We start from the raw sequence: 12631 nt of genomic DNA, 5'->3' as shown, positions 1-12631 counted from the left end.
TTAGTCGCTCAACCGAGGAACAACTGGTAGGCCGGGTTTTCGCTTTCATCCCAGTACGGGTAGCCGATTTCCGCCAGGGCCGCCGGCACCAGGTGGCGCTCGTCCGCCGGCACTTGCAGGCCGGCGACCACACGGCCATCGGCCGCGCCGTGGTTGCGATAGTGGAACATCGAGATATTCCAGCGCCCGCCCAGTTTGTTAAGAAAGTTGAACAACGCCCCCGGCCGTTCGGGGAACTCAAAACGAAACACCAGCTCGTCGCTGACCTTGGCCGCGTGACCACCCACCATATGGCGGATATGCAGCTTGGCCAATTCGTTTTCGGTCAGGTCCAGCACCGGGAAACCCTGGTCCGTGAGGCTTGCGATCAACGCACTGCGCGGATCGTTTTCCGGGTGGGTCTGCACACCGACGAAAATGTGGGCCTCGCTGCCGGTGTGATAGCGGTAGTTGAATTCGGTAATCTGGCGCTTGCCCACCGCCTCGCAGAACGCCTTGAAGCTGCCCGGCTTCTCGGGAATGGTCACGGCAATGATGGCTTCGCGGCCTTCACCCAGTTCGGCACGTTCGGCTACATGGCGCAGGCGGTCGAAGTTGACGTTGGCGCCCGAATCGATGGCGACGAAGGTCTGGCCGCTGACGCCGCGGGTCTCGACGTACTTCTTGATCCCGGCCACGCCCAACGCACCGGCCGGCTCGGTGATGGAGCGGGTGTCGTCGTAGATGTCCTTGATCGCCGCACAGATTTCATCGGTGCTGACGGTGATCACTTCATCCACATAGTCTTTGCAGATGTCGAAGGTGTGCTGGCCGATCTGCGCCACCGCCACGCCATCGGCGAAGATGCCCACGGTCGGCAACACCACGCGCTCACCGGCGGCCATCGCCGCTTGCAGGCAGTTGGAGTCGTCCGGCTCGACGCCGATGATCCTGATCTCCGGACGCAGGTATTTCACGTACGCCGCGATACCGGCGATCAGCCCGCCGCCGCCCACCGGTACGAAGATCGCATCCAGCGGCCCGGGGTGCTGGCGCAGGATTTCCATCGCCACCGTGCCCTGCCCGGCAATGGTGTGCGGATCATCGTAGGGGTGAATGTAGACGTAGCCTTTTTCATCGACCAGCTTGAGCGAATAGGCCAGCGCCTCCGGGAAGGAATCGCCGTGCAGTACCACTTTGCCGCCACGGGAGCGCACGCCTTCGACCTTGATTTCCGGCGTGGTCTTGGGCATCACGATTGTCGCCTTGACCCCCAGCACCTTGGCCGCCAGGGCCAGGCCCTGGGCATGGTTGCCCGCCGAGGCGGTGACCACGCCGCGTGCGCGCTCTTCGGCACTGAGCTGGGTCAGTTTGTTGTAGGCGCCGCGAATCTTGAACGAGAACACCGGCTGCAAGTCTTCGCGCTTGAGCCAAATCTGATTGCCCAGCCGCTCGGAAAGCTGGCGGGCAGTCTGCAAGGGTGTTTCTACGGCAACGTCGTAAACGCGCGAGGTGAGGATCTTTTTGACGTAGTGTTCAAGCATCGGCAGGCATCTACTTCGGGGGTTGGGCAGGACCACGGAGTCTAACCCGGCTTTTGGCCGGGAGACCACACGAATCCCAAGGTTTGTTGGGGTATACTCGCCGCCCTCGATAACTCCCCGCCCGCTCCGGAGCCCGCATGACCCAGGATCAACTCAAACAGGCAGTGGCCCAGGCCGCCGTCGATTTAATCCTTCCCAAACTCGACGACAAGAGCGTCGTCGGTGTCGGCACCGGCTCCACTGCCAACTGCTTTATCGATGCGCTGGCCCAGCACAAAGGTGCGTTCGATGGCGCCGTGGCCAGCTCCGAAGCGACCGCCGCACGCCTTAAAGGCCATGGCATTCCGGTGTACGAGCTCAACACCGTGAGCGACCTGGAGTTCTACATCGACGGCGCGGACGAAAGCGATGAACACCTGAACCTGATCAAGGGCGGCGGCGCAGCCCTGACCCGCGAGAAGATCGTCGCGGCCGTGGCCAAGACCTTCATTTGCATCGCCGACGCCAGCAAGCTGGTGCCGGTACTCGGTGCTTTCCCGCTGCCGGTGGAAGTCATCCCGATGGCCCGCAGCCACGTGGCCCGCGAGCTGGTGAAACTGGGCGGCGACCCGGTGTACCGCGAAGGCGTGCTGACCGATAACGGCAACATCATCCTCGATGTGTTCAACATGCAGATCACCCACCCGGTGGAGCTGGAGACGCAGATCAACGCCATCGTCGGCGTGGTCACCAACGGCCTGTTCGCCGCACGCCCGGCGGATGTGCTGCTGCTGGGCACCCCGGAAGGCGTAAAAACCCTCACAGCTTGAGAACACCGCAGTTCCAATGTGGGAGGGGGCTTGCCCCCGATAGCGGTATATCAGTACCCGATAGGCTGACTGACACACTGCAATCGGGGGCAAGCCCCCTCCCACATTTGGTATGGGCTCCACGCTGGGTTTATGTAACACAGCGTGCAGTGGATGTTCTGATCAGGGCTTTTTGAACACGTAGAACAGGTTCGGCTCACTGACCAGATACAGCGTGCCCTCGTCGTCCATGGCGATACCTTCGGCCTGGGGCACACGCTTTTTCAGGCCGTGGCGCCCGTTGAGCAGCGACAGACTGCTCAGCGGGCGACCGTCGATGTCCAGCTCCAGCACCAGTAATGACTCATCCGACAGCGCCAGCAAATGGCCGCTGCGCTCGTCGTATTGCAGGCTCGACAGGTCGCGCACAAACAGCCCGGCATCGCGCTTGGGGTTGTTGATCACGTGCACCGAGTAGGTTTTTTCCGCTTTGAAGTGGGGAAAACCGTGGACCTCGTAAATCACCATCGGGTCGCGTTCCTTGGCGACAAACAGGCGCTTGCCCACCGAGTCATAGGCCAGGCCCTCAAAGCCCTTGTTGCTGCCAATGTGTACGCCCAGGGTCATTTGCTCCGCATCGGCGGCATCGAGAAACTGGGTGTCGTCATCCACATGCACTTTGATCAGCCGTTGCTGGCGCTCGTCGCTGATCACATAGATGTTGTCGCTGATGAACTCCACCGCCTCGGCATCGCCAAAGCCCACCAGGGGAATCCGCCGCAGGATCTTGCCCTGCAGGGACAGCTCGACCAACTCGGCGTTTTTATTGGTGACGGTAAACAGGCTTTTGCGCACGGGGTCGTAGGTGAGGGCCGACACATCGTCGTCGAGCCCCTCGATCACCTGGCCCTCCAGGGACACGCGGTAATCGGCCAGGCCTATGCTGCGTTCATCGGCGGGCTGATGCCACACCCGCCAGTTGAACCAGGCACGTTCGAACAGACGAAACTGCTGCGCAACGACCCCGGCGGCAACCAGGGCAATCAGAATCAGGATGACTAAAGCGGGTTTGGGGCGGGCAAGTCGACGCATCGGGGCGGGCTCAGTGAAAAAACTGGCGAATAGATATCAAGGTCGCCTGAATTTAAACTTAAACGCGCCGGGATGCCTGTCGAATGCCGCTCATGGAGAATTCCCTGACGTAAACGGGCGTTATTTCTGTTTCTCAAAACGATAAAACAGATTCGGCTCGCTGACGATATACAGCGTACCGCTCTCGTCCATGGTCACGCCTTCGGCACGCGGGATGGTGTCCTTCAGGCCGTTGAAACCGCCCAGCAAGGTCATGAAGCTGACTTGCTCACCCTTCTCGTCCAGCTCCAGCAACAGGTGGGAGTCGGCCGACAGCACCAGCAGATGCCCGGTACGCGGGTCGACGGCCAGCGCCGAGAGGTTGCGCATATCAAGCTCGGTGCTGGCCAGTTTTTGCTTGTCGCCTGCCAGGGTCTGGCTGCCATCGCTTTTCCAGGTGAACAGCGCCGGTGGGCGCTCTTCGCCCAGCACGAGCTGCTGGTTGCGCTTGTCCCAGGTAATGGCTTCGAAGGCTTTGTTCTGGTCCTTGGACGGGCCGAGGTCATAACTGGGAAAATCGGCCTTGTTCAACGCCGTGGTGCCTGCATCGACCTTGATCAGGGTCAGGCTGTGCTGGCGCTCATCGACCACGGCCATCAGGCCGTTTTCCATCACCGTCACGCCTTCCGGGTTGTTCCAGCCATTGAGCGGCATCTTGCGCAGCACATCGCCTTGCAGGCTCAGCTCCACCAGGAACGGGTTCTTGCCCATCACGGAAAACAGGGTTTTTGTCTGGGGGTTGTAGGACAGGTCCGAAGCCTCATCCTTCTCCATACCGGGCAACAGCTTGGCGTCGATGACCACGCGATAGTCCGGCAGCCACACACTTTCCCGGCGTTCGGCCGGGCTTTCAAAACCCTCCAGCACCCACAGCACACCCCGATCGTCCCAGTGCATGGCCCAGGCGATGCCATACAGGATCGCGCCGGCCAGGAACACCCAGGAATACCAGCGCATGGTCAGGCGCGAGCGAAGCGTAGGTTTGGAAGTGGGCAGAGGCACGGCCATGGGGCGCTTTTTTCCGGAAAGTCAGCGGTAGGGAATAGCACAGGATCGGGATTATCCGGGTGACGTGTGAAAAAAATGCAAAAACACCGGTTTTGGCAGATGTACACAATCAAATGTGGGAGGGGGCTTGCCCCCGATAGCGGAGTGTCAGCCACAGATTTGCTGGCTGACACACTGCAATCGGGGGCAAGCCCCCTCCCACATTTTTTACAGCATATATGCAGATAATCAGCGCACCACGCTTTCGAAGCGGTTCACGCCCGACAACTCCAGCACCAGCTTGTCACCGACATTCAGCGGCCCGACGCCCGCCGGTGTGCCGGTCAGGATCACGTCACCGGCCTGCAGCGAGAAGCAGCCGGCCATGTGCTGGATCATCGGCACGATCGGGTTGAGCATCTGCGCGCTGTTGCCGTTCTGGCGCACTTCGCCATTGATGGTCAGGCGAATGCCGATATCGGTCACGTCGGCGAAGGTGCTGCTCACCACGAAAGGCGCGATCACCGCAGCGCCGTCGAACGACTTGGCGATCTCCCACGGCAGGCCCTTGGCCTTGAGCTCCGCCTGTTTGTCACGCAGGGTCAGGTCCAGGGCCGGAGCGAAGCCGGAGATGGCATCGAGCACTTCTTCGCGGCTTGGCTTGTTCGACAACGGCTTGCCGATCAGCACGGCGATCTCCGCTTCGTAATGCACCGAACCGCGCTCGGTTGGAATGGCGAAACCGCCTTCGAGCGGCACCACGCAACTGCCCGGCTTGATGAACAGCAGCGGCTCGGTGGGTACCGGGTTGTCCAGTTCCTTGGCGTGCTCGGCGTAGTTACGCCCGATGCACACCACTTTACCCATGGGGAAGTGGATGTTGGTGCCGTCGACGTACTTGTGCTGGTAGCTCATGAAACGACTCCTTCAGGGGCGGTTAAACAGCGAAGATCTTGCCAGGGTTCATGATCCCGTTGGGGTCGAACACGGCTTTCACTGCTTTCATGTATTCGATTTCAACCGGCGAACGGCTGTAGGTCAGGTAATCGCGCTTGGTCATGCCCACGCCGTGTTCGGCGGAGATCGAGCCGTTGTACTTGGCGACGGTCTCGAACACCCACTTGTTCACGGTGGCGCACTTGGCGAAGAACTCATCCTTGCTCAGGTTTTCCGGCTTGAGGATGTTCAGGTGCAGGTTACCGTCGCCAATGTGACCGAACCACACGATTTCGAAATCCGGGTAATGTTCGCCGACAATTGCGTCAATTTCGCTAAGGAACGCCGGCACTTTGGAAACGGTGACCGAGATATCGTTTTTGTACGGCGTCCAGTGGGAAATCGTCTCGGAGATGTACTCGCGCAGTTTCCACAGGTTATGCAGCTGGGTTTCGCTCTGGCTCATCACGCCGTCCAGCACCCAGCCCTGTTCGACGCAATGCTCAAAGGTTTCCAGGGCGTGATTGGCGACTTCTTCGGTGGTGGCTTCGAATTCCAGCAGTGCGTAGAACGGGCATTCGGTTTCGAACGGCGCCGGCACATCGCCACGGCCGAGGACCTTGGCCAGGGCCTTGTCGGAAAAGAATTCGAACGCGGTCAGGTCGAGCTTGCCCTGGAAGGCATGCAGCACCGGCATGATCGAGTCGAAGTCGATGGTGCCCAGCACCATGGCCGTGAGGTTTTTCGGTGCACGGTCCAGGCGCATGGTGGCTTCCACCACAAAGCCCAGGGTGCCTTCGGCGCCGATGAACAGCTGGCGCATGTCGTAACCGGTGGCGTTCTTGATCAGGTCGCGGTTCAGTTCCAGCACATCGCCCTTGCCGGTGACCACTTTCATCCCGGCCACCCAGTTGCGGGTCATGCCGTAGCGAATCACCTTGATCCCGCCGGCATTGGTGCCGATATTGCCACCAATCTGGCTGGAACCGGACGATGCGAAATCCACCGGGTAGTACAGGCCGTTTTCTTCAGCGACGTTCTGCAGCTGCTTGGTGACCACGCCCGGCTGGCACTTGGCGGTGCGGTCGGTGAGGTTCACGTCGAGAATCTGGTTCATGTAGTCGAACGACACCACCACTTCGCCATTGGCCGCAACGGCCGCCGCCGACAGGCCGGTGCGCCCGCCGGACGGCACCAGCGCCACCTTGTGGGTGTTGGCCCAACGGACGATGGCCTGCACCTGCTCGGTGGTCTTGGGGAACACGATGGCGCATGGCGCGGGCGCGAAGTGCTTGGTCCAATCCTTGCCGTAAGCCTCCAGGGAGTCGGCGTCGGTCAGCACTTTGCCGGGCTCAACCAGGGTCTTCAGCTCATCAATCAGGGCAGGATGGGTCATCGACAGAACTCTCGAACAATTCATGGTCATCCTGAGAACGCTTCACGTCGCAGGAATAGGTGTTTAGCGGGGCGCGTATGCTAGCATACCGCCCCCGCAGGACAGAGCCCAAGGGCGTTTCTGCGGTGACGGCTTTCCTGCCGTCCGGGTCAGCTTGCGCTGCTCGATTCCCTGCCATTTTTCTCCGGGATACAGGTTTACGCAGATGAGCAAGACTTCTCTCGATAAGAGCAAGATCAAGTTCCTTCTTCTGGAAGGCGTCCACCCATCGGCTGTCGACGTTCTGAAAGCCGCCGGGTACACCAGCATTGAGTACATCACCAGTTCTCTGCCGGAAGCCCAGCTCAAGGAAAAGATCGCCGACGCGCACTTTATCGGCATTCGCTCCCGCACTCAGCTGACCGAAGAGATCTTCGACCACGCCAAGAAACTCGTGGCCGTCGGCTGTTTCTGCATCGGCACCAACCAGGTCGACCTCAACGCGGCGCGCGAGCGCGGTATCGCGGTGTTCAACGCCCCCTACTCCAACACCCGTTCCGTTGCGGAGCTGGTGCTGGCCGAGGCCATCCTGCTGCTGCGCGGTATCCCCGAGAAGAACGCTTCCTGCCACCGTGGCGGCTGGATCAAGAGCGCGGCCAATTCCTTCGAAATTCGCGGCAAGAAGCTGGGGATCGTCGGTTACGGTTCGATCGGCACACAGCTGTCGGTACTGGCTGAAGGCTTAGGGATGCAGGTGTTCTTCTACGACACCCTGACCAAGCTGCCGCTGGGCAACGCCACGCAAGTGTCGAGCCTGACCGAGCTGCTGGGCATGTCCGACATCGTCACCCTGCACGTTCCGGAAACCGCCGAGACCCAGTGGATGATCGGCGAGAAGGAAATCCGTGCGATCAAGAAAGGCGGGATCCTGATCAACGCCGCACGCGGCACGGTGGTCGAGCTGGACGCCCTGGCCGACGCGATCAAGGACAAGCACCTGATCGGCGCCGCCATCGACGTGTTCCCGGTGGAGCCACGCTCCAACGATGACATCTTCGAAAGCCCGCTGCGCGGCCTGGACAACGTGATCCTGACCCCGCATATCGGCGGCTCCACCGCTGAAGCCCAGGCCAACATCGGCCTGGAAGTCTCGGAAAAGCTGGTCAAGTACAGCGACAACGGTACCTCGGTATCGTCGGTCAACTTCCCGGAAGTGGCCCTGCCGGCTCACCCTGGCAAGCACCGTCTGCTGCACATCCACCAGAACATTCCGGGTGTGATGATGGAGATCAACAAGGTCTTCGCGGAAAACGGCATCAACATCTCCGGTCAGTTCCTGCAGACCAACGAGAAGGTCGGCTACGTGGTAATCGACGTCGACGCCGAGTACTCGGACCTGGCGCAAGAGAAGCTGCAGCACATCAACGGCACGATTCGTAGCCGCGTGTTGTTCTAACGCTTTAAGCGCTGCACAAAAAAGGGAGACCCGGCGGGTCTCCCTTTTTTTCGCCTGGACAACGCTTACTTGACGTTAACCGTGATGACTTTCGAGGCAACCGTCGGGTTGAACTGCATGTGCAGCTTGTCGCCGGCCACCAGTTGCAAGGTGTGCTTGCCGGGGGTCAGGGTCAGCTCGGTCTCGGTCTGGGCCTTGCCGTAATGGATCACGGTGTCGGTGGCCGGGATCGGCAGTTTTGCATCCGGCAGTTCTTTCTGGTCGATCAGAAGGTGGTGATGGCCGGTGCCGGGCGTCTGATCGGTGGCCGGTGCCAGTTTCAGGCCTTCCATGCCGAATTTCACGGTAAAGGTTTTATCGACGGTGGCGCCGTCTTTCGGCGAAACGATAAACACCTTGGCACCTTCAGGTGGAGCGCTACGCGGGATGCCGTCAGCGGCGGTCGCCAACATCGAAGCGCCCAGCAACAGGCTGGCCAGGGTTGCACGGGACAAAAGGGCTTTCATTCGCTTCTCCAGTTTTTCTGTGAAATCTGTAGGGTTATGACAACTTCGCGGCAAATTGCTGTCCAAGGCACTCAACACCATAGCAAAACGATGCTGAACAGCGCCTCGTACATCCGAATTCCTTAGGAGTGACCATGCGCTTCTCGCCTGGCCTGTTACTGTTGCTTCCCCTTCTGAGCCCCTGGGCTCACGCCGAGCTGATCGACGACGTCAACGACCGCGGTGAACTGCGCATCGCCCTCGAAGCCAATACCCCGCCCTTCAATTTCAAGGAGGGCGACAAACTCACCGGCTTTGAAGTGGAGCTGGGCGAGCAACTGGCCAAGGAAATGGACGTTCGCTCCTCGTTTATCACCACCGATGATGCCGACCTGCTGAACGGCGTGGCGACCGGCAAATACGATGTGGCAATCAACCATATCGCTATGACTGCCGAGCTGAAGGATCGTTTCGATTTCAGCGCCGCGTATAACGACAAACCTGAACTGGCGATTCCGTTTCAGAAGGGCAACCCTGCGTTCAAGAGCAGCCTGGACGGGGCGTTGGAGCGAGTAAGGGCAGATGGCCGCTTGAAGGCGCTGTCGCAGAAATGGCTCGACGGGAATACGCAATAACCCAGGTGGGAGGGGGCTTGCCCCCGATGGCGGAGTGTCAGCCACAAATCAGCTGACTGACCCACCGCTATCGGGGGCAAGCCCCCTCCCACATTGTGTTCCAGGCAAGACTTGAGGGATGGGTCAGAACCTTTTGCCTGCTCAGAACGGCTCGTTGCCCCGCCGACGAAACCAGCCGGTCAGGGACAGGCGTTCGCGCGTGGCGGGCAGGACTTCGTGGGGCACCTCGCCCGACAGGAACACCACCAGGCTGCCGCCGGCGGGCACCACGTCATGTTCGATGCCGCCCTTGAGGTACATGCGCAACTGACCGCCGTGTTCGGGCAGCCAGGCGTCATTCAAATAGATCACCGCCGAGACCATGCGCCGGTCATCGTCGCGAAAGCGGTCCAGGTGCTTGAGGTAGAACGCCCCGGGCGGGTACATCGCGAAGTGGCTTTCGAAGTCTTCCAGGCCGAGGAACAGGCCACGGTTCATCGCCAGGCGCAGGCTGTCCATCACGGCCATGTAGGTGTCGCAGACGGCGGCGTCGCCCTCTTCCAGCCATTGGATATGATCGCCGCGAATCCCCTCGCGAATTTCCTGGGCCGGCCCGCGCCCCACGGCCGCCGGGGCAAGCTCACCTTCGGCCGCACGTTTACGGCACTCGGCCGCCAGCTCCAGGGTCAGAGCCTGGGGCAGGAAGGCGTTCTGCTGCGACCAGCCTTTTTCGGCCAGGTCGTCGACAATGCGTTGCAGCAGCGGGTGATCGAGGGGTGTTTGCATGGCGCGCATAGTATCCATACGCCTGTGAATCCGACAGCGCCGTCGAGCGCCCGAATACACTTTAGTCAGGTGACTGATAGGACTTCTCGACAAATCCTACGCCCGACACGGACAATAGTGGCCGACTGACAGGAGTCCTTATGCGTCGTTTGTTTTTTTCCTTGCTGATGTTCTGCGTTTTACCCGCCTGGGCAGACGGCCATGACCAGTTGTACAAAGTCGCCGGCTGGGCCGAACAACGTGCGCACTTCAACGACGCCCTCACAGCCGCACAGCAGCGCTACCGCAACAGCCTGCCGCCGGCGGTGTACCAGGCGCTGGTGGACAACAGCAGCAAACGCTTCGCGGCCCAGGCCATGGACCAGCGTGCCGAAGCGCAATTGCGCAAGCACCTGGCGGACCCGAAACCGGCCCTCGCGTTTTTCCAATCGCCCCTGGGCCGCAAGATTGTCGCCGCCGAGCTGCTCGCCACGCGTCGCGACCAATTGGCGAAAAACGCCCAGGGCCTGCCGAAAATCCAGGCCGACGCCACCCGCAGCCTGATCATCGGCCACCTGGCCCAGGCCCTGCCCGCGCGTGAAGCGGGCGCCGAAGTCAGCCTGGCGATTGCCGGCGTGGCGGCGGACAGCTTGAGCCAGATGATCCCCGGCCTGCTGGGCGGCGGTCAGGCCCAGGGCATGTTGAATGGGCAGCGTGAGCGCTTGATGCAGCAGATCGACAAGGATCTGAATAACACGCTGCTGTACGTCTATCGGGACTTGTCCGATCCGGAGCTGGAAGAGTTCGCGACGTTTGCCGAATCGCCGGAGGGGAAGGCGTATTACCAGGCGGCGCTGGCGGCCATCCGTGCGGGATTGGCTGTCGGCCAGAGCACCTCAAGCCTGGCGCAGTAATAAAATGTGGGAGGGGGCTTGCCCCCTCCCACATTTGGATTGTGTCAGGTCAGGTGGTTCGTCAAGTATCGGAAGTACTCCTCGCGAATCTCGGGGATCTCATTGGCCAAATGATGCCGGCCGCGCTTGAGCATCAACACCTCGGGCTGATCGAACTTACTGCGCAGCACCTGCAAGTTGTGCTGCCAATCCACCGTCATATCCTCCTCGCCCTGCACGATCACTGGCCGCCGAGCGCTGCGGGGTGCGGCTTCGATGCGTTTGATCCAGCATGCCAGGGCGCCCACCCAGGCGGTGGGCAGTTGGCGCGGCTGCAACGGGTCGGCTTCGAGAAAAGGCCTGAATGCCGGGTCGTTGGAGTTATCGCTGAAACGTCGCGCGATGCCTTTGACGAACGGGCGCAGCAGGTAATAGCTGAGCTGCGACCAACCCCAGGCTCGCGGACGTACCAGGGGCGAGAGTAGAAACGTCTTGCCCTGGGCCGGGCTTTCGTCGCCGTGGTTGAGCAGGTGGTCAATCACGATTGCGCCACCGGTGCTTTGCCCGAACAGGTGCCAGGGTTGCGGCAGTTGCAACGCCGCGGCTTCGGCGAACAAGGCCTGCACCACGTGCTGGTACACCGCAAAATCATCGATGCTGGCCCGTATGCCGCTGGACAAGCCATGGCCCGGCAGGTCGCAGGCGATCACCACAAAGCCCTGCTCCAGCGCCCAGTCCACGGCATGGCGATACAGTCCCATGTGGTCGTAGAAGCCGTGAAACATGAACATCGTTGCCACCGGCGTCGAAGGCCACCACACTTGCGCAACCACCTCGAACCCGGCCACCTCCATACGCCCCAGGCGGCTCACGGCCTTGCGGGCCGGCAGGTCCAACCCGTAGAACCGCTGGTATACCCGCGCCTCGGCTGACAGCGGCTGCGCTTCCACCAGGGGCCGCAAGCTTTCGCGCAGATGATCAGGGTCAAAGGTGACGGGCATAAAGGCTTCCAGACTGACGGTGAAGATGAATATCGAGCTGCGATATTCATCTGTCAGGACAAGCATGGCAAGCTACGCGACCCGCGAGGATACCTCTGAATGCGACAGCCCTACCGCACTGCCTTGTTCACCAGCCTAGTGCTGATTATCTGCGCCGGCGTGCTGTGGGCCGCGTATGACTGGTTCCAGGGCCGTTACCTGCGCGCCTTCAGCGAGCATACGGCGGTGTTTTCCGGGGATGCGCTGCAACTGCCCGCCGCGCTCAGCGGCCCTGGCCCGATTCGCCTGGTGCACTTCTGGGACCCGGCCTGCCCGTGCAACGTCGGTAACCAGCAACACCTGGGTGAGCTGATCGAGCACTACGCGCCGCAAGGCGTCGAGTTCTATGCCCTGCAAAAAGCCGGCAGCCACGGCGCCCTGCCGGACAACCTGCGCCGAATGAAAACCCTCGAAGCCCTGCCCGGCGCCGACCAGGTACCGGCCAGCCCGGCCGTGGGCATTTGGGACCGTACGGGCAAGCTCGCGTATTTCGGCCCGTACAGTGAAGGGTTGACCTGCAATGCCGGCAACAGCTTTATCGAGCCGATCCTCAAGGCCCTGCAAGCCGGGCGCGAAATCAACGCCACGCACACCCTGGCGGTGGGCTGCTATTGTTCGTGGCCTGAGCAACCGTAGTC

Annotated in this window: 13 protein-coding genes; 5 read left to right on the top strand and 8 right to left on the bottom strand. The window is 61.1% G+C overall.

What is annotated here, in order from left to right:
* Window positions 1-8: 8 nt before the first annotated feature.
* Window positions 9-1523, bottom strand: coding sequence for a threonine ammonia-lyase, biosynthetic (ilvA, locus tag BFQ00_RS17085; protein ID WP_065934185.1), 1515 nt, complete (start codon window positions 1521-1523; stop codon window positions 9-11).
* A gap of 137 nt (window positions 1524-1660) precedes the next feature.
* Between ilvA and rpiA the strand changes: the two genes are divergently transcribed.
* The gene (gene rpiA, locus BFQ00_RS17080) at window positions 1661-2332 is read left to right on the top strand and encodes a ribose-5-phosphate isomerase RpiA (protein WP_065887063.1); all 672 of its coding nucleotides are present in this window, start codon (window positions 1661-1663) and stop codon (window positions 2330-2332) included.
* Window positions 2333-2494: 162 nt separating this feature from the next.
* Here the strand turns inward: rpiA and BFQ00_RS17075 are convergent, their stop codons facing one another.
* From BFQ00_RS17075 to BFQ00_RS17060, 4 genes are all read right to left on the bottom strand, one after another.
* Complete coding sequence (locus BFQ00_RS17075; protein ID WP_065934184.1) at window positions 2495-3403, bottom strand: SdiA-regulated domain-containing protein; 909 nt, start codon at window positions 3401-3403, stop codon at window positions 2495-2497.
* Window positions 3404-3523: 120 nt separating this feature from the next.
* Window positions 3524-4450 (bottom strand): SdiA-regulated domain-containing protein, encoded by a 927-nt coding sequence (locus tag BFQ00_RS17070; protein WP_065887061.1) that lies wholly within the window; start codon window positions 4448-4450, stop codon window positions 3524-3526.
* A 228-nt stretch (window positions 4451-4678) separates the two neighbouring features.
* Window positions 4679-5344 carry a fumarylacetoacetate hydrolase family protein gene (locus tag BFQ00_RS17065; protein WP_065887060.1) on the bottom strand — a complete coding sequence of 222 codons (666 nt, stop codon included), beginning with the start codon at window positions 5342-5344 and terminating at the stop codon, window positions 4679-4681.
* Window positions 5345-5366: 22 nt separating this feature from the next.
* Window positions 5367-6761 (bottom strand): FAD-binding oxidoreductase, encoded by a 1395-nt coding sequence (locus tag BFQ00_RS17060; RefSeq protein WP_065934183.1) that lies wholly within the window; start codon window positions 6759-6761, stop codon window positions 5367-5369.
* Window positions 6762-6966: 205 nt separating this feature from the next.
* On the opposite strand from BFQ00_RS17060, the gene serA reads away from it, so the two are divergent.
* On the top strand, window positions 6967-8196 hold the full coding sequence (serA, locus tag BFQ00_RS17055; RefSeq protein ID WP_003176761.1) for a phosphoglycerate dehydrogenase: 1230 nt from the start codon (window positions 6967-6969) through the stop codon (window positions 8194-8196).
* A gap of 65 nt (window positions 8197-8261) precedes the next feature.
* Here serA and BFQ00_RS17050 read toward each other — a convergent pair whose 3' ends face one another.
* On the bottom strand, window positions 8262-8702 hold the full coding sequence (locus BFQ00_RS17050) for a DUF4399 domain-containing protein (RefSeq protein ID WP_065887058.1): 441 nt from the start codon (window positions 8700-8702) through the stop codon (window positions 8262-8264).
* A 134-nt stretch (window positions 8703-8836) separates the two neighbouring features.
* On the opposite strand from BFQ00_RS17050, the gene BFQ00_RS17045 reads away from it, so the two are divergent.
* A complete protein-coding gene (locus tag BFQ00_RS17045; RefSeq protein WP_065934182.1) occupies window positions 8837-9316 on the top strand; it encodes a transporter substrate-binding domain-containing protein in 480 nt (159 codons plus the stop codon).
* A 141-nt stretch (window positions 9317-9457) separates the two neighbouring features.
* On the opposite strand, the gene BFQ00_RS17040 is transcribed toward BFQ00_RS17045, so the two are convergent.
* Window positions 9458-10090, bottom strand: a complete 633-nt coding sequence (locus BFQ00_RS17040) for a 2OG-Fe(II) oxygenase (protein ID WP_065893876.1) — start codon at window positions 10088-10090, stop codon at window positions 9458-9460.
* Window positions 10091-10221: 131 nt separating this feature from the next.
* Between BFQ00_RS17040 and BFQ00_RS17035 the strand changes: the two genes are divergently transcribed.
* Window positions 10222-10974, top strand: a complete 753-nt coding sequence (locus tag BFQ00_RS17035) for a DUF2059 domain-containing protein (RefSeq protein ID WP_065893877.1) — start codon at window positions 10222-10224, stop codon at window positions 10972-10974.
* A gap of 44 nt (window positions 10975-11018) precedes the next feature.
* Here BFQ00_RS17035 and BFQ00_RS17030 read toward each other — a convergent pair whose 3' ends face one another.
* Entirely contained in the window at window positions 11019-11954 is a 936-nt protein-coding gene (locus BFQ00_RS17030) for an alpha/beta hydrolase (RefSeq protein WP_170827570.1), read from the bottom strand.
* A 99-nt stretch (window positions 11955-12053) separates the two neighbouring features.
* On the opposite strand from BFQ00_RS17030, the gene BFQ00_RS17025 reads away from it, so the two are divergent.
* Window positions 12054-12629, top strand: coding sequence for a DUF6436 domain-containing protein (locus tag BFQ00_RS17025; RefSeq protein ID WP_065893878.1), 576 nt, complete (start codon window positions 12054-12056; stop codon window positions 12627-12629).
* The last annotated feature ends 2 nt before the right edge of the window (window positions 12630-12631 follow it).

This window comes from Pseudomonas sp. 28 E 9 (assembly GCF_900004785.1).
Classification (GTDB): Bacteria; Pseudomonadota; Gammaproteobacteria; order Pseudomonadales; family Pseudomonadaceae; genus Aquipseudomonas; species Aquipseudomonas orientalis_A.
The sequence above is the reverse complement of the archived record's forward strand: the minus strand, read 5'-3'. Positions and strand labels throughout refer to the sequence as shown.